This is a genomic window from Paenibacillus sp. NAIST15-1, from assembly GCF_001894745.1.
Classification (GTDB): domain Bacteria; phylum Bacillota; class Bacilli; order Paenibacillales; family Paenibacillaceae; genus Paenibacillus_B; species Paenibacillus_B suaedae.
Map to the genome: position 1 here is coordinate 501,864 of NZ_BBYF01000002.1, position 20,814 is coordinate 522,677.

The following is a 20,814-nucleotide window of genomic DNA, read 5'->3' on the forward strand; positions in this document are numbered from 1 at the left end:
GATTAGGTGATATCGCTAGAACTGAGCAATTATAAGGGTTATTTGGATACCGAAGGAGAGATATTAGACTAAATTGACGTTTTGGAGTGAAAATTGGAAATTTTAAAGGGTTATTTGAGACGATTACGAGAGAAGTAAAAGGTGATGAAAAGTGAGGATAGGTGAGTGATTATATGGGCTATATAGCTGTATAGGAGAGATGAGTCACGATGTGTGTTGCGATTATAGTTACGATTATTTGAGTGTCAAAATTGGAAATTCTGAAGCGGGAAATGAGGTGATAATGTATATCGGATGTTTTGTAAGTTGGCTGTGTGGATTGATGTGTTAGCCGACTTTTCCGACCAATTAGACTGATTTTAGTTGTAAACTACCCCCCTCTATATGGTCATAAAACCCTTATGTTTACTGACTTTTAGCACCAACTAATAGACATTAGTAGCATTTTAACTGTTTTAGTTAGATTATTATATTAGTTGGACGATATTTTGCTTATTATTTTAGTGTGATGAGAGTGAGAAGGAGAAAGGGGAGACCAACGACACCACCATTATTAATAATAGTTAGGCTCCGAATAATCGTTATTGTAACAGGAGCCGTTTGGCCAGTGTGATAAAGCAAGTTGTATAACTATATATGTGTATCAACACTCAATTACTGTTCATAGTCATATCACTTATCACGGCTTACAAGTTTATATCATATAAGAGAACTTCATCACAACATAACAATTAACACTATTTATTTAATAATTTACATTCATATATCAACTTTGATATAATGGAATCACAAGCACATATCCTAATCACAACACAATCAAAGGAGGAAGTAACCATATCAACAATCAAAGTAGTCGATTCCATAATGGGGTCTGGTAAGACATCAGCAGCTATCAACCTTATGAACTATGATCATGAGAACAATTACATTTTTATCACTCCATATCTATCAGAAATTGAACGAGTAAAGAAAGCATGTACTAGACGATTCTATGACCCTAAGATCACAACAGTAGACGGTGAGAAGCACACTAAGTTTGACTCATTACATTATCTACTCATCAACAACAAGAACATTGCTTCTACTCATGCACTATTTAAACGAGCTAATGAGGAGACAAAAGATCTTATCCATAGTGGTAATTATATTCTAATCCTAGATGAAGTAATGAACGTTATAGAGCAACTTGAGCTTAAACAGGGTGACATTGACTTGCTATTCAAACAAAAGCTTATCTATGAGAAGGATGGTTATATCCATTGGAACGAGTCCCAGAAGGATTATGACTCACGATATAATGACATTAGAGATATGGCACTTAATAAGAACCTAATCATACATAAAGGTAAGATTCTAATCTGGACATTCCCAATAGAAGTATTCAAAGCCTTCAAGGAAGTATACATATTAACTTATCTATTCGATGCACAGATACAAAAATATTATTATGATATGAACAATGTTAAATATGAAAAGTATGAAGCAGTAGAAGATAGAGGATTCAACTATTACACATTCAGGGCAAAAACAGATAATACATATGAGGAACAGATTAAGAAAGAAATTAAAAGTAAAATAACTATTTATCAAGGTACATTAAATAATATTGGCGATCCTGATTACTCTTTATCAAAAAGTTGGTACACAAATAAAAAAGATCTATTACCTAAACTTAAAAACAATACTGAAAACTATTTTAAGAACAAAGTAAAAGCTAAGTCTAATCAAGTAATGTGGACTACATTTAAACAGTTTCAATCTAAGATAAAGGGACGAGGATATGCCAAATCATTTGTTCCATGTAATGCAAGAGCCACAAATGAATTTAAGGATAGAATACATATTGCATATACGATTAACTATTTCCTTAATCCTATTATTGAAGGTTTCTTTAATGACAAGAATGTGAAGATTAATGAAGATCTATATTCCGTATCAGACTTGTTACAATGGGTATGGAGAAGCGGGATAAGAGAAGGGAATAGTATAACTATATACATTCCATCTAAGCGAATGAGAGGACTATTAAAGCAATGGTTAGATAATGAACTATAGAGCTAGTAAAACATATTTACTAAGTGGGTGTCTAAAAGTCAATAAATATCTACTCTATAGGCTCGTTGCTCTTAAAGGGAGGTAAGATTATTTATCAAGAATATAATACAGCTAACGCGCATTCAAAAGGCAGAATGCTTGTTCATCCCATCTAAGACCGTGATGGGCTGTTATTGGGATCTATAATGTTGTCAGGAATGTTCCGTATTCAAATTTCACGATGAGTTAATTTATTGATATTTAATTATAAAGACTTTACAAATGAAAAGGTATGTATTATAATCATAAATATAAAATAACACTAAAGGGGATATAATAATGAACAATAATGCAACATATAGTAATGGTACTTGGAAAAAGGGACTCGGAACAGAACTTGAATTGATATACATAATTGAAACCACCAAATTTGATGAGGAAGTAGACAGAGATTTTACCAACATCAAAAGATATGAGCGCAACAATATTCAAGAGGCAATCGACTTAATCAATCAATTCCAACAACATGGGTACAAAAACATTAACCTTATGACCCAGATCAATCATAACGGTGATACAATTCTAGAGGATTCGAGCGAAACAGGTATCGAATTTGCTGTTAATACATCAATCAATAAAGATTATAATGAAGTAAATAAGCAAAAAGAATTATTAATGAATAATGAAAAACTGTTCAATGGGTTCATTGAAAAATATAAAGCAGAAAAGGCATTCATTGAGTTTAAAGACGAACAGGCAAACAATAGGGATGAACAGGGCTTACACTGGTACGAAATGCTGCTTCGTCCATTGTCTCCATATTGCCAACCAAATGGGCACATTAAATATGATGAGACTAAAGGAAGACATGGAATTATTGCATATGATAGAGAATTAACCGCTAACGAATTAGAAGAGTATGAATTAAGAAAATGGATCTTATAAAATAAAGTATTGAAATAAACAAGACGTTTACTATGCATATATAAAGAAATATATTATAATATCACTATAAACAATAAAGGAGTGCTATTATATTATGAAGCCATTAGACAAAGAAACACTCTTCAAACTCGTAAAAGGACTGATGAACAAAGGATTCTATGTTATATCAACACATGCAGAAGATCGCATGAAAGAACGTGGATTTACAAGGGAAGAGATCGAACACATACTGTTTAACCCTTGTGATCTTGTAGGTGAACCACGATATGATGAAGAATATAAAACATATAAATATAGAATTAAAAATGAAGAGAATAGAAGCGTAGTTGTCAGCATAGACTTTGATAATCTTGTAATAGTGGTAACAGTCATATGATTGTTGCCTTTTCTCTTTGCCGAGTGATATATTAATGATCAAGAGGTGATACAAATGTTGGAGCAAGATAAGCAAGAACTAATTAACCTTGGTAAGCGAATGTTTTGCACAGAGTGTGGGAAGCGAGAACATGAGTTTACGACCATTAATAAAGAAGAAACGATTAACGGTAAAGTCTACACTATTCCTAACGTCCCTGTGATGCGTTGTAAGCATTGTAATGCTATTGCTTATCCATCGTTTGCATTCGACCATATAGACGAATACAAAGAACAATTAAACCAATAGGGAACGAATGGCCTTATTGGTTTTTCTTTTGAAAAATAATAATAGAAAATAATAAAAATCATCTTATAACCACTTTACATATATAAAGATATATGTTATATTTAATTCAACGAAGGAAATGAATAAATATAAAAAGGTGGTAATGAAGATGAGCAGAACACAATTAATCGTTGCAATGTCAAAGATCCAAAGAAAGCAAGAAATTAAAAAGTTAACGGTTGTTGGTGCATTGCTCTCTAAGTAATAAAACAAATAATTAAAAAACTATAATATACTAAAGGAGAAAATAAAATGAAAAAAACATTTATCGTAGTATTCACACTTGTAATGATGATGATTAGCACGAATGTTGTTAAGGCTGCTGAAGCAAATCAAGTTTCTACTAAGGTTGATTACATCTACTTTGATAAGACTTCGAAAGTGTATTATGCGGTATCTGTAAAAGATGCAGACGGTGGACATTGGGTAGTAGACTTGTTGTATTACGATACATATGACGAAGTACTGGAAAAGGCGCTTAACAAGTCTCTTAAAGGGAAGAAACTTAAAATCAGCTACGAAGGCAATCTGGAAACTGATGAGGAAGTGTTGATTGTCGAAAGTGAAATTGTAAAATGACAAAAATAAAATATGGTTCTAGAAACAATAAAAAAAGTGAATGCAAGTGATGTGTTCCTTCCCCTCATTACTGAGGGGGAGGAGGATGCAAATAACTATAATAATGGAGGAGTTAAAATGAACAAATCAAAAAGAGAAAGAAAGTTTAAAATTGGTGATGATGTTATTTGGACGAATTCAAATGGAGTGAATCTTGGTAAGCGAAAAATTATAGGATATGATACAAGGTCAGGTGAAACATATTTTGAATATACTTATTACATTGACCCAATTGATACACCTTGGTTTTCCATTGGTGAAAGTGAATTAAAGTTGTGTAATCCTTTAAAGCAAGAAAAAAACTAGAATATTCTGAATGGAGGAATAAAAAATGCTGGTAGTTGATGCGAGTTTGTGGGGCGACTGGGACGAAATGTTCAAATATATACGACAATTTAAAGATAAATGTAAAATTACAATTGTGAATGCTTCATATTTGTTAGAGGTTATGTATGGTGAAGAGTTAAGGGAATTAGGATTTATCAAATAAAATTAACATTCACTACGAAAGGACAGTGATTTTAATGAATAAGTTGAAGAAGAAAGTTATAAAACTACTTGAATCAAATGGGTACGATCTTGAAGTAGAAGGCCATATAATTTATACACCAAATTGTACAATTGAGATTCGTAATGATCAGATAACCGTTAATGAACAACCAATTGACTATAACAGTGATATTGATGAAATATATTACGCAGTTGCTGAAGTAGAGGGGTAGTAAGCAAATCAAATTTTAATTATATTCGAACTTGGAGGAATCGGAATGGCAATAGAAAATGTGTATGTACAATTAGAAATTAATAAAGACACTGATGCAGTCCATATTGATAAGATGTTCTTAGCTCCAGATCTACAAGAGAATTATAACTATGACTTGAATTTGCACAAAGGTTATTCATGGGCTGATAAATTTGAAGTATTAGAAGGATATGAGTTGAAATTTATTTTACTAAAGGATGTAAATTATGACGGAAGAAAACGTAAAATTACAGATAGCGATATTAAAATTAAATTGTCTGAATTAAATTTAGCTCAAATTCCCAAAGAACCATCGATGTTTGGATATTCGGCTAAGGCTACAGAGAAATTAAAAGAATTAGTTTTAAACAACTTAGAAAAACGTAAACAGTTAATAGGTGAAGGTAAAATAATTAATTTAAAAGATATTGCATAATCAAATGAAATGTTATTTCAATATGATACGGAGGAATAAATATGGCGCGATTTAATGGAGTTGAGTTAACAGACGAATCAATTCAGAAAACTAGAAAATGGTTTGCCGATAATGCAATAGCGTGTATCGAGGAAGTCAAAAGTGGAAAACAAAATGTAAATGATAGTGAAGCGTATTTTTCGTGGAGAAATGATCAAGCAAGAGAATACAAAGAAGGTCACAGTGATCACACTTTAACATTCTTGCAACGTGCATATTTTATTCAAAGTGGAGAATGCATAGCATTATTGCCTCAAACTATCAAACAGACAATGAAATGTTACTTTCATATAAATAAAATAATAATTAAAGTATAATAAATATATTGACTTTATATTTATAAAGTTATATAATAATAATATAAAGAAAACACTCATATACATAGAGGAGGCTGTAATAAATGGGGAAATTGCAATTTATCGAAAAAGCAAATGTTGAATTATTATATGGGCGTGGAGTTGTAGAAAGAAAAATATTTGAATATGAAGATAAGGCGATTTTTAAACATATGGGATCATGGCACTTTTGTAAAAAGGTGGATGGAAAATGGAAGAAATATGAGATTAAAGTAGATCAATACAGAATTTTAAAGCCTAAAGTTTAAGACGGATGGAGGATTTATTGAGCTGCTACTAATATATAGGAGGAATAACAATGGATTTCAAATTAGCTGTAAAATCATTGCCTGAAGGTGTTTCATATGACCCTATGGAACACACTTCAATATATGATTTAATATATTTGGTACAACATGAGTTAGATCTAATTGAGGAAGAGCCAGAACATTATAATCATTTATCAGTAAGGGAACTAAATAATCTTAAAATTAATTGCGGAAAATTTATAAGGAAATATCTATTATGTTGAAATACTGTTTTCATTAATTCGATATATTACAAAAAATCAATAGTATTTATTGCTTATATTATAACGATTATGTGTTGAAATCTATTAGGTCATATGGTAATATATTCCTAGAAATACACAATCCAATACATCATACTATTTTGTAGGAGCGTGTAGAATGAAAAAGAAAGTAGTTTTATTCCTTACTGTTTTAACTCTGACTGCCCTTCCAACAAGTGTTTTTGCTCAAAGTGTGACTTCATACAATCCACTCAAGAATGTATTCAATCAAAAATATTCACCACTCGCTTATGAATCAAAATCAGGTGTGTTGCCAAGCAGCGGAGAAGTTGAATATTCAATCGATTACAGTTCTGAAGATGGTGCCCACCTCAGAGTATATTTAGGGGATGACGATAAAAAGGGAATGAAATTGGTAGTTTACGATCCGAGCAATAAAGTATTTGCTTCTGGAGAAACAAAATCAAGCAATAGCTATCAAGTAACGTTGGAAACAAAGCCAACAAAGGAAGGAACATATAGAATTAAGATCGTATCTAACGATGGTGACGGTGGATGGGATTACGGTTACACTTCCGCAGCTAGAGTGTATTAGTTAAAAGTTAAAACATTCTACTAAAGAAGAGATAGCAACGGAATTAAACATATTGTACATGAGAGCCTTTAGAGGCTCTTTTTTTAGTGTAAAATATCAATAAATAATAAAATTATATTGACTTCGCAAAAATAAAGAATTATAATGAATATAAGATAAATACATAGGAGGCATTTAATGTGGATAAGATGGAAAAAGCTATTAATAGAGTTGATCGCTATGAATCAAAGTTAAATAACCATCTAGAATTAATAAAGAAGTTGGGTATTGATGCAGGTGCGTTTTGGGCTTCATTCCCTGCTGGTTCTGAAGAAAGAAAATCACTTACCGAACTAGAGAGAATACAACGTGATTTGAGCAATGCTAGAGAAGAACTTTCTAAGAGAGTGAAAATTGAAAACAAGAAAGGCACGAAATCAGAACAGCCAATGAAGCATGATAGACCTTCTCTTTGGATGCAATCAAAAACTGGCATGTGGCATAAACATGCAGGCAATTATTTTGGTGAAGCAATTGCAAGCTGTCAAAGTTACAACTTAGATAGAATAAATGCATTATACGGTGATCCTGTAAGTAGTCCACCAGATGGAGCAAAGATATGCAAGAAGTGCTTGAGCAAGAGTTCAGGAAAGACATGGAGAGAATGAGAATGGAAGCTATAAGAGAAGAATTTGAAAGAGTAAGGAACAACATGGCGAATGGTGATACACTTCATTTACTGGTTGCAGGATATGAGGCCGAATTTATATACACTAACGAAAATTATGTATTGAAAATAAGAAGGGAACAGGAAGTGCTATTTTATCATGGAAATATTGATTTTGAGAAAATAGTTAATCTTGAAGAATACTACTTACAAAATAATTGCTTTCCAGATTGTCTAACGTAAAAAGCCTGTAGGATTGTACTACAGGCTTAACTTATTTTATCCATGGCCCCAAGATCCTTGGCACGTCTCAAAATCTCCATAAGACTATTCAAGTCATCACTATTAGTATTCTGTCTTAAACTTCTTACTTCATCCTTAAGGTGCTGAATCTGCTTGTCCTTTTCATTCAGCAATTGTTCGAATCTGGAAAGGTAAGCAATGATTGAATCAAAGGGCGTTGTTGAACTCTCAACTTTTACTGACTTATTTCCCTTCAATTTTGCACGTTCTGTCTTGGCCTGTCTTATCTCGTTCTTATAGTCGTTTCTAACCTCTGAATTCCATCTGAATCCACAAGCTGCTGGCGTTCTATTTAACGCTTCTGCGACCTCATCAAAGGCGTTTAATTGCGTACTGCCTTTGCTAATGTGAGATATCACAGTTTGAGCTAGTAAAATATTTTCTTGATTAGACCACTTGTCCTTTCTTTCCATATGTACAACCCTCCTTAGATCCATTCTATACAGTCAAATATCAATTTATACTTAGGGTATGAAATAGTTCTTTTATAAGAAAATAATGGTTGACGCACATACGACATTGTGATAAATTGGATTTAGTAAGTCGTACATACGACAAATGCCAAGATATCAAATGATGATGAGAGGATGAAGAGAATATGAAATCATGGACGCGCCAAGGATATAGAGTAGTTGAATCTGAATTAAATTTTGACTTACATCAATTTGAAGTGATTCAAGACGAAAAGGTAATAGCTACTATTGTACCTCCAGATATGGAATCAATGGAGCAAATAATAAGCGATTTAGATGCTGGTGAAGATGTGAACGGTTGGGAAGATGGAATGGGCAATACGATATATATCGAAAAAAAGTAACACCGCTGGACTGTGTAACCACAGTAAAAGGATATGCAATAGAGAATGATATTAATATTCGCACAGTTCAGCGTATGTGTGAAGACGGAAGACTAAAAGCAAAGAATGTACACGGTGTTTGGTTAATAGAATACTAAAAACTCATTCTTTGCTTCACCTTTTATAAAATAAAATATATGATCAATAACAAAATATATATTGACTTTATTTTTCTAAAGGGATATAATAAAATTATCAAATACATAGTACGTGGAGGCAATTATCAATGAAAAAATCAGAACTAACAATTTCAGAAATTATACAATTATCTACTGAACTTGGGAGCTTTGGATATAGAACAATTGATCAGTTTTTATTTAAAAAGTTTGGATTCGATTATTATGAACTTCCTTTTTACAATGACTTAAAAACAACATTAGAAGCAATCATGGAACGTGTCGAAATTAAAAACCCTAATGGGTATGTTGAATATCAATGGGTTGATAAATAAAATAAATTAATTAATGTAATACAATCAATACAATACATAATCTGGAGGCGTTAGATATGTACTATGGAGATAAGAGAGAAGCAAAAGTAATGATCATGGAAAAGTTAATTGAAAACGGTTGGAAAGTGTATGGATATAAAGCAGATGAATCTGACTCGATGGTTGATTACTACTCTCCAGCTTCATGGGATGGAATCGCAGAAAAAAACGGATATGTTCTTGTTATCGATCAATACAATAATCGCCAATCTGGATATCAAGTAAAAAAATATAATTATAATAACAAAAAATACATAGAAAATAAGAGGATTGCAAAACTAACTGCAATGATGAACGATTCAGCATCCACTGAAAATGAAAAAGCTTCTTGTGCTGTGCTTATCGAAAAAGAGAAAGAAAAAGCAGGAGAGGGGCAAGAATATACAGTAATCGAAACTTACCCAACGTTTCAACATGGCAACCCTAAAGCCTGCTCATGGCACATTGAAAAAGATGGTCAAATTATTGCTAAGGGGAAAGGTGTATTTTCAGTTAATGAATACAATTGGGAAGATAAAACTAAAACAGCAGATGAACAAAAAGCAGAAAAACTAAATAAATTCGTTAAGAAAATTGAAAAAGTATTAACTGACTCGGATGCATTAAAATCTGAAGTAGTGAAAGTAGAAAAGACAGTTATTAAACCAGTTGAAAAGGAAGGAAAAACTATTAACATTGGTGACATCCTTTCTTTTTCGTATCATGGACATTATTGGATTGTCAATGATGTTTATACAGTAGGTGAACAGATTCGCGTAACGTATGAGATTCTAGGAAGCGAAAAAAGAGGGTATCAACGTAAAAAAAATGCTAAGAGATACTACCAACCAATGAACCGCCTTGAAAAAGAAATGCAAGAAGGGAGGGTAAAAGTTTACACATTACAAGAGGTAATCGAATATACAGAAAAAACTGTATTCACTAAAACAAAACGTTCTCAGAAAGTTACTAATGCTATTCAGCTTGAAACACAAGAAGCATATGACACACAAACACAAGACCCAAAAGAGAATAATGCTACGGATCAAGAACAAGCTTCTAAACGTCAACTGTGGGCTTTACATTGTGCCACAAGATTAAATACAACTAATCTAGTCATTAGTAAACAGAAGGCCAGTGATTTGATTAGCAAATCGAAGGCAGGTCAAAATATTGTTGAAGAAATTGAATTTATGATGAATATCGATGATAGCAACAATGAAGCTAAAGTAAGTCAAACAACCGAAAGTAAAAAGCAACACGATCAAACAAATTTCATTGAAAAAATTGATAAACAGATCGAGTCAGCCCAAATTAAATTAGATTCTTTATCTGGTAATTATAAAACAAATACGTGGAAACGGCAGCAAGAAGAAGTCGGTAGAGAAATGAAACGTAATTCATTGCGTTTTGATATTTCTTTGCTTGAGTATCTTAGAAATAAAGCTACATTGAACGAAATGACTAATTTTGAGCAATGTCTTTTAGTTGGATCTTTTCGTGATCAGATACAGAATTATTCAATACAGAAATATGAATATAAATATCCTGAAATTGATACTCGTTTTGATTTAAATAACTGGTATAATGCTGAAATACCTAAAAAGCAAAAAAGACTGCAAAAGGCAGGGATATATAATACTCATCAACTGATTGAAGCAGTAGAAGAATATAAAATTATTAAAGATAAAATACAAAGACCTATTGATCCAATCAAAGTAAAAATCAAGAAACTGGAATCAAATGTGAAATTGGTTAAAATTTATGGATATTTTCCTACACCTGCGAACATTGTTAATCAAATGATTGAATTGGCAGATTTAAGAGACGGAGAAATAGTTCTAGAACCGTCAGCAGGCAATGGCAATATACTAGATGGAATAACCGTCCATGCACAAGAAAATGGTTTAGAATTGAAATTAGAAGCGATTGAACGGAATCATACTTTATCAGAAATATTAAAATTGAAAAACTATAATGTAATTTCAGATGACTTTATAACATATGAATGCGAAATAAAATATGATAAAGTTATTATGAATCCACCATTTGAAAAGAATCAGGATATTGAACATGTATTACATGCTTACAGTTGCTTAAAAGATGGAGGTAAATTGATTGCTATCATGTCGCCTCATTGGACATTTGCAAATGACGCTAAAAGTATACATTTCCGAAGTTGGTTAAGTGACAAAGGATATTATGAAAAGCTCCCAGATGGTTCATTTAAAGAGTCAGGAACAGGGGTGAATACTATATTAGTTGTGATTGAAAAAATTGAAATCGAAGCATCTGAAGCCGTTTAGGGGGACTGGTGATTTACCTATTAATAGAAAAGAAATGTATTGAAAAATGTTAAGAAAATTGAGAAATAAAAGTGAAATATTTATAAACAATCAATTATTCAATAGAATAACTTACCTTTCACCTTACTATTGAATTATTAGTATAATGGAGTAGGGTGATATTATGTTCGTTTCTCCAATGTTACTACAGTACACAGAAAACAATCTTCCTTTTGATAGTCCAAACCACGCTGCCGAATTGAAGTTTGATGGATTTAGGCTTGTATTATCTAAAATGGATCAGGTTAGATTATATACACGGCACAATAACGAAGTAACCACGACCTTTTCTGAGTTACTTGAGATTGATTTACCCAATAATACAATACTAGATGGTGAAGTTATATTAACAGACAATCAAGGGAAGCCAGATTTTGAAGAGCTACAAAAGAGATTCAAGTCTAAACGTGATAAGCGTAAAGTCACATTTGTTGCATTCGACATTGTTATGTATAAGGGTGTTGATGTTACAGGCTTGCCATTGTTCAGACGAAAGGAATTGCTTGAGGAAGCCTTTCCAGAATCAGATAGACATACTAAGAGTAGATTCATGACAGGAAGCCCAGTAGACGTCTTTGAGGTCGTTAAAGGAGCCATGCTCGAAGGCATTGTAATCAAGAATATAAATTCGACTTACAAAGTAAATAAGCGTTCATGGGATTGGCAAAAGGCAATAAATTGGACATATGCTGATGTGCATATCACAGGTTATAGAAAAAATGAGTTTGGATGGTTAACATCGATCATAACTGAGAATGGAACGTTAAGGCCAGTTGGTATTTTAGAGTTGGGGGTTTCCCCAGATCAAAAGAAAGAGTTTAACCGTGTGAAAAAGAAATTGGCTTATAAAGAAGATAATAATTATGTTTATATGGAGCCATTTGTTAAAGCCAGAGTAAAGACTCGAAACTGGACTAAGAATGGTATGTTAAGATCGCCAGCAATGGAATCATTTATTTTATGAGGCCGAAGAAATTCGGCTTTTTTACATATTTAAAGGAATAAAATATGAAAATATATTATAGATATTGTATTGACATCACGCGTGCGTGAATGATATACTAGTACCAAGATAAGGAAATAGAGAAAAGGTGATTGGATGTTAAGAATTAACCTGAATGATCCTGACATTATGAGCACCAAGGAAGCAGCTACTCGATGGGGCAAAAAGGATGATTCCTCGATAAGACATCGAAGAGATGAATTCCCAGATGGTACGCTTCGAAAAGTAGGGCGTGATTGGGTTGTTACTAGGGAAGGTATGGAATTTGTATTTGGATTATCAACAGAGGGTTATTATATGGAAAGACAATCATTTATTGGACTTCAAAAAGAAAAGAGAGTTGAACATGAATTGTTAGGTAAGGGCACTGTAACAGCAATTTCACCTACTCATGATGTTGTGGTACAAGTACTATTTGATAATTATCAAGGTAGTGCACAATGGATGGTTGATGCAACATTGGTGAAAATAGAAAGCGATATTTAAATGTAACTGTTGATTCAACGGGAAATAGATTAATACTAATACCATAGGAGTGATAGAAATGAGTAATCAGCTGAAGGATTTTTATGAAACAAATGCTTTTGAGTGTCCAACAACTAAAGCGCTAATCAAAGGTGTATATTTTCCGAGTTTAAATGAATTAAAATTTAGAGTGAACGAAAAAACAGAAGAAACCGACTGGGAGACACTAAAATGGCGCTTGAAAGCAGAAATTAGAATTTTAGGTGGCCTTAAGGCTGCAAACGATCATCTAGAAAAACTAGGATTGAATGTAGCGGAAATTAATTTTAACTAAATTACTGTTTTATTTTAGAAAGGAGAGGTATCGATGAAATTGTTTTATGCCTATCATGAAAAGTACATAGAGGATTTTGGAGTTTACGCAGTTAAAAGCTCAGATGAGTTAATGGAAATTTTAGCAAAGGAAGAAAACAAGGAAGTTACATATGTGCGACAAAATTATATTTACGGTGAAATGACGCAATATATAAATGAGAGAACAGGAAAGAAATATAAAGTTGTTCTTGAAGAAGTATAAGGTAAACAATGAAAAGGTTATCGGATATCGGAGGTGCATTAAATGAGAGTATTTATGATTGATGGAGAAAAATACACTACTTTCGAATACGGAATGTACATGCTAGATAAGACCTTTTCTGAAGGTAATGGGATTCTTGATCCTAAAGTAATGACGCATGATGAAATATCTGCATGGGGATTAGGATTCATTCTTGTTCAATTAAGTGAACGTGATGATATTGAAGAAATTGTATCATAAAAGGGTTATTTCATAGGGTAAAATTAAAAGAGATTGGAGAGCTAATAAATGAATGTTTATGAACTCATTTGGTTACATGGCAAGAAAGAATTTGTTATTGGAAATGATATCTCAGATGCCATAAATAATGCAGGAATCGGCAGAGGAGCTTTACAAGCACTGGACTATTGGAAAGAGGTCAGCGAGTTACCAGATCATTTGAAGAAGTTTGAAATCGTATCTGACAATGGAACCACTGATGAAATTTTTAATCCAAGCTTCATAAATAAGTTGAATGAAACGAGTTTTGAAGTTGGTTCTATCACTGAGATAAAACTAAGTACCCTGATATTCAAATATCAATTTATTGGTAAGTCAAAAACTGGATATCAATATAAGCAAATAGCATCATGATTCTAAATGAAATGACTGTTTGATGGGAGGACTTACATTGAAAGCGAAAGTATTTGTGGATGAAGGGACAGGCTTATGTCAAGAACAGAAAGATATACTCACTAGAAGATATGAATCATATGTGACTTACGCGGTACCTTTGATTGTTAACTATGAAGACATGATCATTCTCGACCAAAATTTAGATTTAACTGAAACACTTGATTATGTTTTTGCTTGTTCAAATGTTAAGTTTCTTAATTTCTTTATGGTTAGATTGGCTAAAGAAGCTGGAAGACAAATTGCAAACAGTAGATTTGTTAATGTCAACACTCCTATAGGGGTATGCGCTTTTGTTCATGACGAAAAAAATGATCAATGGACATTGGTGAATTAATGTGAAACTGTTTTAAACGAGGTTTGAAATATAACTTGAATATAACAGCAATAGGAGGTAACAACATGGCAAAACCTAAGGTACCAAAACGTCCGACACGTGATGAATTTGTTTTAGAGGAATTAGGAAACCAACTGACTGAAGCTTATCAAGAAGAGTCTGCTATAGTACTGACGGTTTGGGGGCGGGAAGAGCCAGTAAAAGGACAAATTATTAAAATGGACTCAAGAACAGGAAAAGTTCATGTAAGACAAGACGAAGTAATTACAAAAGTCCCATTTATGGATATTATGAGCATGGATTATCCAAGGGATTAAATTTTAATGAATTGAATATTTATGTTTCAAAAAATGGTGGGACATAGATATGGATTTGAAAATATACCCGTTAAAAGGGATATAAAGGACTTGAGTTAATTGAGTTTGATGAAACTGTTATATATGATCTGGGTTGTATAATTAAATCAGTTCGTAATTAATATTTTTTCGAATCTTATGAATTATAATAAAATACAAATATGAAAGGAAATAATAATATGAATATACATATTCCTATTGATTGGGGAAGTTATATTATTTCTATTCCACTGATATTGGCGACAGTGTGGGCAGGCTTAAGGTTCTTGGCAAAAAAATATGTTGAACAAGAGTTCTCTAAAAGAATAGAAAATCACAAACACGATTTGAATTTATTAGTAGAGGCCAATAAATTTGATATTCAAAGAAAGATGTATGATTTCAATTTGTATACGACTAAAAGGCACGAAACATATATGAAGTTGTATAATTTATTTTTAGAAGCATCAAGCCGAGTAAGTAGATTTCAAGGGATCAGGCAAATACCAGATTTTAAAAATTTCTCAAATGAAGTAATAGCGGAATATTTAAGACGTTTTAATCTGTCAGAAAGTGAATGGTTAACTATTGCTGAAAACTGGAATAACGGAACAGATCCATACTTAGTTAAAAAAGTAGAGAGTTATTACAATATAAACGAAGTTAGGGAAATGGAGGCCGCTTATGTAAAAGCTAAAAACGAATATTTATTAACTCGTTTATACTTGTCAAAGAAAGTAGAAAGCATATGCTTGATCTTATCTTCAAAATTGACAGAAGCTTTACTTGAGCTAGAAGAAATATACGATATAAACTATATTGAACAAGATATTAATTTAACCGAGTCACGAAAAAACTTAAGAAAAATACACGATGATATTAATTTGCATAGTCTAGAGTTAAAAGATGAAATGCAAAAAGAATTGTCAATTGGATATTACGACAATACAAAATAAAAGACATGTTTCATTATATATAAAATCACATAATTTAGATTATGTTCCCTTTATGTTCGGTTGTATTACACAACCGAATTTGCTATATTTAGATTAAGAAGAATAGACGCCGCAAAGATTACAAAGATGGCGCAAATTGATGAAGAAGAGAGGATGATAAGAATGAAAAAGGAAAATTTCGAAAATGGGGTTATTATTAATTCGGAAGCTGCTTTACAATATTTACTCGGCAAAAGTAGTATCGATGCAGATGGTGGTCATTACATACTTGACATTCAAGACGAAGGGGAAGAAATCGCAATTACTGTTGATTATACGCGTACAGTTGCAGATGCCGAGTATCACGTTCTTGGAACGAATTGTGTTTTCAACGTAACATACTCAACTGACAGATACTCTCAGAATCATTTCTCATTTGAAGTGCTCATCAATGACTTGCACGAGCAACACTTGGATGAAGTTGAAGCTTGGTTGTACGAAGCGGTACTCAAATACGGAGAGATGGAGGGTTCAGAAAATGATTAAAGAAAACACATTGGTTCCTGGGTTAATTCCGACTTTGGAAAAAGTCGTCTACACTTATCAATACAGGTATAGTGATAGCCGCGAATGGAAATATCACGAATACGCGTTTCTTCCAGAAGAGTTGACACCGGATATTTCACCATATTCACTGGGGGAAAAGCTATATCGGGAAATGCGATGTGCGGAAACACGGTATCTAGAACAGAAAAGGTACGCCTATATCACATGTTCAGAATGCGGGCATAAGGTACTCGTCAATAGAGATGGATGGACAAAATGTGATGAGTGCAAAACGTACTTCGAACAGTTCAAACATGTGGATGAACTGTTCTATCCAAGAACTTTATTAAAAAAGTATGAGGAAGAGGTTAAGAACCTTCTAAGTGAAGATGACGAATTTTTGCAAGACATAGAATGTGATGATGACTGCTCCGTTACATTCAGTGTGTCTGCTACCCGATACAAGAATAAATGGGCTATGTATGTATGGGTTAACGAAAATTATGATGACCCAGAAGATGAGGCTTACTCTTACAACCATAGTCATGTGTATTGGATTGGAGAATTCCAACCGCGTCACTGGATTGGTGAGTGCGTTAGTACTGTACCTAACTTGGACAGGTACATGAAGTACGTGAACAGTTTAAACGATGTACAAGAAATATAAAAAGCAGCCATAGGCCGGCTGCTCCTCTCGGTGGTTCTTTCGTTAATCCTCATAGGTACGATAAAAGGGCCACCGATCCCTTGTGCACGTATTTATATTACCATAAAGGGAAGATGTGTACAAATGAAAATTGTTGAGTTTGTTGGTGCAGCTGCATTTGCCAAAATGCTCGGCACGTCACAGCAAAACGTTAGCAAGTCTGGAAAACGAGCGCTTGATCCAAACTATCGCGGCGATTTCTTGAGGCCGGACGCTATATGCGAAGGTCGTCCGCTTTGGCTTAAGGAAGAAGCTGAAAAGTTTGCAAGGAGTGAGTTTTAAATGAATCACAAAAGCGCAATCACCGATGAGGTTAGAAATAGGATAGTTAACCTGTTGAGGGGTGGTCATACAATAGTCAAAATCGAAGAGTTGACTGGTGTCCATCGAACGACTATTTTTAAGATAAAATGCAAACTTGGATTGGTGAAAAACTACAAAAGTTTTACTTGCCTGAGTAAGAAAAAAGTCCGCGACATTCAAAGAGATCTTGATAATTTAGATCGACAGCCTAATAGTGACGATATAAAACGACTTTCTAAATTGCATGACGTTTCGGAGCCAAACATACTAAAGGTCATAAAGGAAGGGATTAATGCGGTATCAAAAGTACGCCCTCTCAAACCGCAGAAAATACAGATGATATACAAATCCCTTGAAGAAGGGAAGCAATCAGAGGAAATAATAGAAAAAACAGGTGTTTCGAGAACAACACTGGTGTATTACAGGGAACGATACAATCGCGGAAAAGATATTAGGGTATGTGCATCTTCTGATTGTGATAATACATTCTTACCACGACTGGATGGAAAGCCGAAGCTATATTGCTCCACGCGCTGTCGCGATCGCGAGAAACAGCGTAGATATAGATCATTATACTCAAAACAAAATCGGTGTCCACAATGTGGTGGTGAATGGGTCGAGCCCAACGAGACATACCGAGGAAAGCCAAAGCATTGCCTAAATTGTCAAGAGTATTACCATTTGAGATATGAAAAGAATAAAGATGTTTAGTTATTGCCATTATATGAAAGTGGAAACTAAATACTGAATTTTGTATATAAACACAAATTGGGCTCACAGCTCTATTGTGTTTTTTTGTTTATTCAAATGACATTATATGATCACAGAACATGTATTATGTCAAGGATTTTGTTTTTTATTTTAAATTTCTTGACTATATGAATAATGGAACAAACGTTCCCTTGTTAAATATCAAATATGAATTATAATAAAACTATACAGATAACTAAAATATATTAGTTTGGATGTGTAAATATGACTGACAGAGTTGTTCAATATAAGAGAGATGATATTTGGTTGGCAGATTTGGGTGGATCAGCTGGTTCTGAGCAAGGTGGAATTAGACCTGTATTATTGATTTCGAATGATATTGGGAACCGCTTTAGCCCTGTAGTTATCGGTGCTGTAATTTCTTCTGCAACTACTAAAAAGAGAATGCCAACACATGTAAGTCTGCCAGCCAACAGGCATGGGTTAATTAAAGACAGTTTTGTTGGTACTGAACAATTAAAGACAATTGATAAATGGTGTCTGATTGAAAAATTAACAACAATAGATGAAGAGACTATGGACGAAATAAACGAAGCATTGATATTAAGCTTAGGACTGAGAGATTACATAGATAAAAAATATATAAAGAGAAAGGATGTATAAAATGTTTAAAGTTGTTGGACAAGGGATTTTTACAAAAGAGGATTTAATAAATAAATTAATTGAATGGGGGATTGTAAATGCATCGTGGGTTGTAATGGAGGCTGAGAAGAAAGGTCGTTTTGAGTATGGTAAACATAGAATACTCGTTTTTAGATAGTCTTACATAAGTCACTCGATCATTAATGTAGATTGAGTGACTTTTTAATTTTAATATAAAAGAAAATACTAAAAATATCTGTTTTATATATTGACTTTATATAAGTAAAGATGTATTATCATATTAAGGCCGACAGGCAAGATAATCCAGATAATTAAAAGTAAAATAATTTAATAGTAATCAATAAACGGAGGTGTTAATTAGTGTATAAAAATGGTAGACTTATTGACGGGAAATTATACATACATACAAAAATGGGTAACAGAATAAATCTAAAATTGTTCAAGGATGAGCATCTGAACAACTAATGAAACTATGTTTTTATAAGGAGAAAAATGAGGAGTGCAAAATGACAGGTGAGAACTTTAAAAGAATAAATCGTAAAAATTCAGAAGTTGAAAAACTTAAAGAGGAACTAGAAAACGCAAGAGTAGCATTCACTAATTATAGTAAAGCACCTGATGAAGACAGTTGGAGTTTTGATGAGTTGTACAGGCTTCAAAATACTGTTATTAATTCAGAATATAATTTATACTGTGCTAGGTATGAAGATAACAGAAGAAGAAACTGGAGATAAAAGATTATTTAGAGAGGTGTAAAATGAGACTGCGGAACAAACTTATTAAAACTGTTGCCCAAAGTGAAGAATTAAGAAGTAAATTTTCTCTATATTCTACTTATAAAGAACCTGATATTGATAGAACTAGATTTGTACTAACTGATTCAACTGATATTGTAATATGCAATGAAGAAGAAATTAATAACTATTTAAGTGCAGGATTCAGTATTTTTGGTTCAGCACAGTCTAATGAAGAAGTAGATGCAATTATTTCGAGAGCTGAAGTATCTTAACATGAAGCATTCAAAAGGAGACTGATAATTATGGAATCGGCGTTGAACTTGTTTGGAATAGAAATTTTGAATTGCATATCTTATGATTTCACTGAAGATGGGATTCAATACAATAGCGTGACGTTTTGTATTAGCTCTCTAAAAAAATACGATGGCCTGTGTGTTGAAGTAAATCATGATTGGAAAATAAGAATTTGGAGTGTGTTAGGGGAAATTGTTAAAGAATTTTACATAATCGAGAACGAAGAGTTTAAGAGATTGCTTTATAGTAAATATCCTTTGAAATAATATTAAAAAAGGTGGTGGAAATGTGAGCAAGAATAATTTTGAAGTGGGTAAGAAAGTATATTTGTCACTAGGAATTAACAAAAGTAGATATAGTAGTGTGGATTATGTTGAAGGTGAAGTAACAAAAGTAGGTAGAAAGTATGTCACTGTTAAAATAGGGATTACCCAATATCAGTTTGATCTCACAGATAATCTAAGACAAAAGACGGATTACGCAGAAGATTACTATCTCTACGAATCCCTAGAAGAATTGTTAGATGAAAAAAGAAGAGAAGAATTAGCTCGACATTTGAGCGTGTATTTCTCAGGCTCCTATAATATAAAGAACAAGCTAACGTTAGATCAAATGCAGCGAATCAAGGATATTATTTCTGAATAAAATGATCCTTTCAAGAGGTGATTGGTATGAAATTTAATTTTGAAGATTCAGAAGAATTAAAGCCAGTTTCGTGGATCGATGTTTGGTATGACAGAAGACAGAGACTATGGACAGCGATACTAAAGAATGATGATGATTTTCAAATAGGTGATGCTGAATATGGTTCAAAAAGTGATATAGGAGCTATAGTGGAATCTTGGATTAACGAATATGAATTAGATAGAACATACATCTCAAAAAAACAAATCCAACAAAAGAAAAGACACTGAGATTAATCACAGCATTTT

General features: G+C 32.9%; 39 protein-coding genes. 38 read left to right on the plus strand and 1 reads right to left on the minus strand.

Annotated features, from left to right (window positions below):
* Nucleotides 1–780 precede the first annotated feature (780 nt).
* The 15 genes from PBN151_RS05950 to PBN151_RS06015 all read left to right on the plus strand — a co-directional run bounded on the left by PBN151_RS05950 (nt 781) and on the right by PBN151_RS06015 (nt 7,868).
* Nucleotides 781–2,055 (plus strand): hypothetical protein, encoded by a 1,275-nt coding sequence (locus PBN151_RS05950; RefSeq protein WP_370510404.1) that lies wholly within the window; start codon nt 781–783, stop codon nt 2,053–2,055.
* Nucleotides 2,056–2,373: 318 nt separating this feature from the next.
* A complete protein-coding gene (locus tag PBN151_RS05955) occupies nt 2,374–2,979 on the plus strand; it encodes a defense against restriction DarA-related protein (RefSeq protein ID WP_072728127.1) in 606 nt (201 codons plus the stop codon).
* 94 nt (nt 2,980–3,073) lie between these two features.
* Nucleotides 3,074–3,355, plus strand: a complete 282-nt coding sequence (locus PBN151_RS05960; protein WP_072728129.1) for a DUF4258 domain-containing protein — start codon at nt 3,074–3,076, stop codon at nt 3,353–3,355.
* 54 nt (nt 3,356–3,409) lie between these two features.
* Nucleotides 3,410–3,643 carry a YgiT-type zinc finger protein gene (locus PBN151_RS05965; protein ID WP_072728130.1) on the plus strand — a complete coding sequence of 78 codons (234 nt, stop codon included), beginning with the start codon at nt 3,410–3,412 and terminating at the stop codon, nt 3,641–3,643.
* Nucleotides 3,644–3,934: 291 nt separating this feature from the next.
* On the plus strand, nt 3,935–4,261 hold the full coding sequence (locus PBN151_RS05970; protein WP_072728132.1) for a hypothetical protein: 327 nt from the start codon (nt 3,935–3,937) through the stop codon (nt 4,259–4,261).
* A 117-nt stretch (nt 4,262–4,378) separates the two neighbouring features.
* Entirely contained in the window at nt 4,379–4,606 is a 228-nt protein-coding gene (locus tag PBN151_RS05975) for a hypothetical protein (protein WP_072728134.1), read from the plus strand.
* Between the two features lie 25 nt (nt 4,607–4,631).
* Nucleotides 4,632–4,790: a hypothetical protein gene (locus PBN151_RS31025; protein WP_175560620.1), complete on the plus strand. Its 159-nt coding sequence runs from the start codon at nt 4,632–4,634 to the stop codon at nt 4,788–4,790.
* Between the two features lie 34 nt (nt 4,791–4,824).
* The gene (locus tag PBN151_RS05980) at nt 4,825–5,022 is read left to right on the plus strand and encodes a hypothetical protein (protein ID WP_072728136.1); all 198 of its coding nucleotides are present in this window, start codon (nt 4,825–4,827) and stop codon (nt 5,020–5,022) included.
* A 45-nt stretch (nt 5,023–5,067) separates the two neighbouring features.
* Nucleotides 5,068–5,478 (plus strand): hypothetical protein, encoded by a 411-nt coding sequence (locus tag PBN151_RS05985; RefSeq protein ID WP_072728138.1) that lies wholly within the window; start codon nt 5,068–5,070, stop codon nt 5,476–5,478.
* Nucleotides 5,479–5,519: 41 nt separating this feature from the next.
* Nucleotides 5,520–5,834, plus strand: coding sequence for a hypothetical protein (locus PBN151_RS05990; protein ID WP_072728140.1), 315 nt, complete (start codon nt 5,520–5,522; stop codon nt 5,832–5,834).
* Nucleotides 5,835–5,917: 83 nt separating this feature from the next.
* Nucleotides 5,918–6,121, plus strand: coding sequence for a hypothetical protein (locus tag PBN151_RS05995; RefSeq protein ID WP_072728142.1), 204 nt, complete (start codon nt 5,918–5,920; stop codon nt 6,119–6,121).
* A gap of 50 nt (nt 6,122–6,171) precedes the next feature.
* Entirely contained in the window at nt 6,172–6,384 is a 213-nt protein-coding gene (locus PBN151_RS06000) for a hypothetical protein (protein WP_072728144.1), read from the plus strand.
* A gap of 157 nt (nt 6,385–6,541) precedes the next feature.
* Nucleotides 6,542–6,979: a hypothetical protein gene (locus PBN151_RS06005; RefSeq protein WP_072728146.1), complete on the plus strand. Its 438-nt coding sequence runs from the start codon at nt 6,542–6,544 to the stop codon at nt 6,977–6,979.
* Between the two features lie 179 nt (nt 6,980–7,158).
* Nucleotides 7,159–7,626, plus strand: a complete 468-nt coding sequence (locus tag PBN151_RS06010; protein WP_072728148.1) for a hypothetical protein — start codon at nt 7,159–7,161, stop codon at nt 7,624–7,626.
* A 2-nt stretch (nt 7,627–7,628) separates the two neighbouring features.
* Nucleotides 7,629–7,868 (plus strand): hypothetical protein, encoded by a 240-nt coding sequence (locus tag PBN151_RS06015; RefSeq protein ID WP_072728149.1) that lies wholly within the window; start codon nt 7,629–7,631, stop codon nt 7,866–7,868.
* Between the two features lie 26 nt (nt 7,869–7,894).
* On the opposite strand, the gene PBN151_RS06020 is transcribed toward PBN151_RS06015, so the two are convergent.
* A complete protein-coding gene (locus PBN151_RS06020) occupies nt 7,895–8,341 on the minus strand; it encodes a hypothetical protein (protein WP_072728151.1) in 447 nt (148 codons plus the stop codon).
* Between the two features lie 185 nt (nt 8,342–8,526).
* Here PBN151_RS06020 and PBN151_RS06025 point away from each other — a divergent pair, with 185 nt between their 5' ends.
* The 23 genes from PBN151_RS06025 to PBN151_RS06130 all read left to right on the plus strand — a co-directional run bounded on the left by PBN151_RS06025 (nt 8,527) and on the right by PBN151_RS06130 (nt 20,796).
* Complete coding sequence (locus tag PBN151_RS06025; protein ID WP_072728153.1) at nt 8,527–8,745, plus strand: hypothetical protein; 219 nt, start codon at nt 8,527–8,529, stop codon at nt 8,743–8,745.
* A gap of 265 nt (nt 8,746–9,010) precedes the next feature.
* On the plus strand, nt 9,011–9,235 hold the full coding sequence (locus PBN151_RS06030) for a hypothetical protein (protein WP_072728154.1): 225 nt from the start codon (nt 9,011–9,013) through the stop codon (nt 9,233–9,235).
* 56 nt (nt 9,236–9,291) lie between these two features.
* On the plus strand, nt 9,292–11,559 hold the full coding sequence (locus PBN151_RS06035) for a DNA methyltransferase family protein (RefSeq protein WP_072728156.1): 2,268 nt from the start codon (nt 9,292–9,294) through the stop codon (nt 11,557–11,559).
* Between the two features lie 178 nt (nt 11,560–11,737).
* Nucleotides 11,738–12,562 carry an ATP-dependent DNA ligase gene (locus tag PBN151_RS06040; protein WP_083545042.1) on the plus strand — a complete coding sequence of 275 codons (825 nt, stop codon included), beginning with the start codon at nt 11,738–11,740 and terminating at the stop codon, nt 12,560–12,562.
* Nucleotides 12,563–12,730: 168 nt separating this feature from the next.
* Nucleotides 12,731–13,087 carry a helix-turn-helix domain-containing protein gene (locus tag PBN151_RS06045; RefSeq protein WP_175560605.1) on the plus strand — a complete coding sequence of 119 codons (357 nt, stop codon included), beginning with the start codon at nt 12,731–12,733 and terminating at the stop codon, nt 13,085–13,087.
* A gap of 58 nt (nt 13,088–13,145) precedes the next feature.
* Nucleotides 13,146–13,400, plus strand: coding sequence for a hypothetical protein (locus PBN151_RS06050; RefSeq protein ID WP_072728163.1), 255 nt, complete (start codon nt 13,146–13,148; stop codon nt 13,398–13,400).
* A 33-nt stretch (nt 13,401–13,433) separates the two neighbouring features.
* Nucleotides 13,434–13,643: a hypothetical protein gene (locus PBN151_RS06055; protein ID WP_072728165.1), complete on the plus strand. Its 210-nt coding sequence runs from the start codon at nt 13,434–13,436 to the stop codon at nt 13,641–13,643.
* A 42-nt stretch (nt 13,644–13,685) separates the two neighbouring features.
* Complete coding sequence (locus tag PBN151_RS06060; RefSeq protein WP_072728167.1) at nt 13,686–13,883, plus strand: hypothetical protein; 198 nt, start codon at nt 13,686–13,688, stop codon at nt 13,881–13,883.
* 48 nt (nt 13,884–13,931) lie between these two features.
* Entirely contained in the window at nt 13,932–14,276 is a 345-nt protein-coding gene (locus PBN151_RS06065; RefSeq protein WP_072728169.1) for a hypothetical protein, read from the plus strand.
* A gap of 37 nt (nt 14,277–14,313) precedes the next feature.
* Entirely contained in the window at nt 14,314–14,652 is a 339-nt protein-coding gene (locus tag PBN151_RS06070) for a hypothetical protein (protein ID WP_072728171.1), read from the plus strand.
* A 65-nt stretch (nt 14,653–14,717) separates the two neighbouring features.
* The gene (locus PBN151_RS06075) at nt 14,718–14,969 is read left to right on the plus strand and encodes a YolD-like family protein (protein ID WP_072728173.1); all 252 of its coding nucleotides are present in this window, start codon (nt 14,718–14,720) and stop codon (nt 14,967–14,969) included.
* A 218-nt stretch (nt 14,970–15,187) separates the two neighbouring features.
* Complete coding sequence (locus PBN151_RS06080) at nt 15,188–15,943, plus strand: hypothetical protein (RefSeq protein ID WP_072728175.1); 756 nt, start codon at nt 15,188–15,190, stop codon at nt 15,941–15,943.
* 126 nt (nt 15,944–16,069) lie between these two features.
* Nucleotides 16,070–16,468 carry a hypothetical protein gene (locus PBN151_RS06085; RefSeq protein ID WP_139295280.1) on the plus strand — a complete coding sequence of 133 codons (399 nt, stop codon included), beginning with the start codon at nt 16,070–16,072 and terminating at the stop codon, nt 16,466–16,468.
* Nucleotides 16,461–17,135 carry a hypothetical protein gene (locus tag PBN151_RS06090; RefSeq protein WP_072728179.1) on the plus strand — a complete coding sequence of 225 codons (675 nt, stop codon included), beginning with the start codon at nt 16,461–16,463 and terminating at the stop codon, nt 17,133–17,135. The genes PBN151_RS06085 and PBN151_RS06090 overlap by 8 nt, the downstream gene beginning before the upstream one ends.
* A 123-nt stretch (nt 17,136–17,258) precedes the next feature.
* On the plus strand, nt 17,259–17,456 hold the full coding sequence (locus tag PBN151_RS06095) for a hypothetical protein (protein WP_072728181.1): 198 nt from the start codon (nt 17,259–17,261) through the stop codon (nt 17,454–17,456).
* Complete coding sequence (locus PBN151_RS06100) at nt 17,457–18,188, plus strand: CGNR zinc finger domain-containing protein (RefSeq protein WP_072728183.1); 732 nt, start codon at nt 17,457–17,459, stop codon at nt 18,186–18,188.
* Between the two features lie 264 nt (nt 18,189–18,452).
* Entirely contained in the window at nt 18,453–18,851 is a 399-nt protein-coding gene (locus PBN151_RS06105) for a type II toxin-antitoxin system PemK/MazF family toxin (RefSeq protein ID WP_072728185.1), read from the plus strand.
* Between the two features lies 1 nt (nt 18,852).
* Entirely contained in the window at nt 18,853–19,008 is a 156-nt protein-coding gene (locus PBN151_RS31030) for a hypothetical protein (protein ID WP_175560621.1), read from the plus strand.
* 349 nt (nt 19,009–19,357) lie between these two features.
* On the plus strand, nt 19,358–19,585 hold the full coding sequence (locus PBN151_RS06110) for a hypothetical protein (protein WP_139295281.1): 228 nt from the start codon (nt 19,358–19,360) through the stop codon (nt 19,583–19,585).
* A 23-nt stretch (nt 19,586–19,608) separates the two neighbouring features.
* Nucleotides 19,609–19,860 (plus strand): hypothetical protein, encoded by a 252-nt coding sequence (locus PBN151_RS06115; protein ID WP_072728189.1) that lies wholly within the window; start codon nt 19,609–19,611, stop codon nt 19,858–19,860.
* A gap of 30 nt (nt 19,861–19,890) precedes the next feature.
* Nucleotides 19,891–20,148 (plus strand): hypothetical protein, encoded by a 258-nt coding sequence (locus PBN151_RS06120; RefSeq protein WP_072728191.1) that lies wholly within the window; start codon nt 19,891–19,893, stop codon nt 20,146–20,148.
* Nucleotides 20,149–20,170: 22 nt separating this feature from the next.
* Nucleotides 20,171–20,527, plus strand: a complete 357-nt coding sequence (locus PBN151_RS06125) for a beta barrel domain-containing protein (protein ID WP_072728193.1) — start codon at nt 20,171–20,173, stop codon at nt 20,525–20,527.
* 26 nt (nt 20,528–20,553) lie between these two features.
* Nucleotides 20,554–20,796 (plus strand): hypothetical protein, encoded by a 243-nt coding sequence (locus PBN151_RS06130; RefSeq protein ID WP_072728194.1) that lies wholly within the window; start codon nt 20,554–20,556, stop codon nt 20,794–20,796.
* Nucleotides 20,797–20,814 lie beyond the last annotated feature (18 nt).

Excerpts from the sequence above, each read along its gene's own strand:
- PBN151_RS06055 (WP_072728165.1), top strand. The coding sequence starts at position 13,434 with ATGAAATTGTTTTATGCCTATCATGAAAAGTACATAGAGGATTTTGGA.
- PBN151_RS06045 (WP_175560605.1), top strand. The coding sequence starts at position 12,731 with ATGAGCACCAAGGAAGCAGCTACTCGATGGGGCAAAAAGGATGATTCC.
- PBN151_RS05990 (WP_072728140.1), top strand. The coding sequence starts at position 5,520 with ATGGCGCGATTTAATGGAGTTGAGTTAACAGACGAATCAATTCAGAAA.
- PBN151_RS06075 (WP_072728173.1), top strand. The coding sequence starts at position 14,718 with ATGGCAAAACCTAAGGTACCAAAACGTCCGACACGTGATGAATTTGTT.
- PBN151_RS06090 (WP_072728179.1), top strand. The coding sequence starts at position 16,461 with ATGATTAAAGAAAACACATTGGTTCCTGGGTTAATTCCGACTTTGGAA.
- PBN151_RS06115 (WP_072728189.1), top strand. The coding sequence starts at position 19,609 with ATGAGACTGCGGAACAAACTTATTAAAACTGTTGCCCAAAGTGAAGAA.
- PBN151_RS05985 (WP_072728138.1), top strand. The coding sequence starts at position 5,068 with ATGGCAATAGAAAATGTGTATGTACAATTAGAAATTAATAAAGACACT.
- PBN151_RS06110 (WP_139295281.1), top strand. The coding sequence starts at position 19,358 with ATGACAGGTGAGAACTTTAAAAGAATAAATCGTAAAAATTCAGAAGTT.
- PBN151_RS06050 (WP_072728163.1), top strand. The coding sequence starts at position 13,146 with ATGAGTAATCAGCTGAAGGATTTTTATGAAACAAATGCTTTTGAGTGT.
- PBN151_RS05955 (WP_072728127.1), top strand. The coding sequence starts at position 2,374 with ATGAACAATAATGCAACATATAGTAATGGTACTTGGAAAAAGGGACTC.
- PBN151_RS06065 (WP_072728169.1), top strand. The coding sequence starts at position 13,932 with ATGAATGTTTATGAACTCATTTGGTTACATGGCAAGAAAGAATTTGTT.
- PBN151_RS06020 (WP_072728151.1), bottom strand. The coding sequence starts at position 8,341 with ATGGAAAGAAAGGACAAGTGGTCTAATCAAGAAAATATTTTACTAGCT.
- PBN151_RS05980 (WP_072728136.1), top strand. The coding sequence starts at position 4,825 with ATGAATAAGTTGAAGAAGAAAGTTATAAAACTACTTGAATCAAATGGG.
- PBN151_RS06120 (WP_072728191.1), top strand. The coding sequence starts at position 19,891 with ATGGAATCGGCGTTGAACTTGTTTGGAATAGAAATTTTGAATTGCATA.
- PBN151_RS06100 (WP_072728183.1), top strand. The coding sequence starts at position 17,457 with ATGAATCACAAAAGCGCAATCACCGATGAGGTTAGAAATAGGATAGTT.
- PBN151_RS06005 (WP_072728146.1), top strand. The coding sequence starts at position 6,542 with ATGAAAAAGAAAGTAGTTTTATTCCTTACTGTTTTAACTCTGACTGCC.
- PBN151_RS06000 (WP_072728144.1), top strand. The coding sequence starts at position 6,172 with ATGGATTTCAAATTAGCTGTAAAATCATTGCCTGAAGGTGTTTCATAT.
- PBN151_RS06105 (WP_072728185.1), top strand. The coding sequence starts at position 18,453 with ATGACTGACAGAGTTGTTCAATATAAGAGAGATGATATTTGGTTGGCA.
- PBN151_RS05970 (WP_072728132.1), top strand. The coding sequence starts at position 3,935 with ATGAAAAAAACATTTATCGTAGTATTCACACTTGTAATGATGATGATT.
- PBN151_RS06030 (WP_072728154.1), top strand. The coding sequence starts at position 9,011 with ATGAAAAAATCAGAACTAACAATTTCAGAAATTATACAATTATCTACT.
- PBN151_RS06060 (WP_072728167.1), top strand. The coding sequence starts at position 13,686 with ATGAGAGTATTTATGATTGATGGAGAAAAATACACTACTTTCGAATAC.
- PBN151_RS06080 (WP_072728175.1), top strand. The coding sequence starts at position 15,188 with ATGAATATACATATTCCTATTGATTGGGGAAGTTATATTATTTCTATT.
- PBN151_RS05960 (WP_072728129.1), top strand. The coding sequence starts at position 3,074 with ATGAAGCCATTAGACAAAGAAACACTCTTCAAACTCGTAAAAGGACTG.
- PBN151_RS05965 (WP_072728130.1), top strand. The coding sequence starts at position 3,410 with ATGTTGGAGCAAGATAAGCAAGAACTAATTAACCTTGGTAAGCGAATG.
- PBN151_RS06095 (WP_072728181.1), top strand. The coding sequence starts at position 17,259 with ATGAAAATTGTTGAGTTTGTTGGTGCAGCTGCATTTGCCAAAATGCTC.
- PBN151_RS06130 (WP_072728194.1), top strand. The coding sequence starts at position 20,554 with ATGAAATTTAATTTTGAAGATTCAGAAGAATTAAAGCCAGTTTCGTGG.
- PBN151_RS05975 (WP_072728134.1), top strand. The coding sequence starts at position 4,379 with ATGAACAAATCAAAAAGAGAAAGAAAGTTTAAAATTGGTGATGATGTT.
- PBN151_RS31025 (WP_175560620.1), top strand. The coding sequence starts at position 4,632 with ATGCTGGTAGTTGATGCGAGTTTGTGGGGCGACTGGGACGAAATGTTC.
- PBN151_RS06025 (WP_072728153.1), top strand. The coding sequence starts at position 8,527 with ATGAAATCATGGACGCGCCAAGGATATAGAGTAGTTGAATCTGAATTA.
- PBN151_RS06015 (WP_072728149.1), top strand. The coding sequence starts at position 7,629 with ATGGAAGCTATAAGAGAAGAATTTGAAAGAGTAAGGAACAACATGGCG.
- PBN151_RS06040 (WP_083545042.1), top strand. The coding sequence starts at position 11,738 with ATGTTACTACAGTACACAGAAAACAATCTTCCTTTTGATAGTCCAAAC.
- PBN151_RS05950 (WP_370510404.1), top strand. The coding sequence starts at position 781 with ATGGAATCACAAGCACATATCCTAATCACAACACAATCAAAGGAGGAA.
- PBN151_RS06035 (WP_072728156.1), top strand. The coding sequence starts at position 9,292 with ATGTACTATGGAGATAAGAGAGAAGCAAAAGTAATGATCATGGAAAAG.
- PBN151_RS31030 (WP_175560621.1), top strand. The coding sequence starts at position 18,853 with ATGTTTAAAGTTGTTGGACAAGGGATTTTTACAAAAGAGGATTTAATA.
- PBN151_RS05995 (WP_072728142.1), top strand. The coding sequence starts at position 5,918 with ATGGGGAAATTGCAATTTATCGAAAAAGCAAATGTTGAATTATTATAT.
- PBN151_RS06085 (WP_139295280.1), top strand. The coding sequence starts at position 16,070 with ATGGCGCAAATTGATGAAGAAGAGAGGATGATAAGAATGAAAAAGGAA.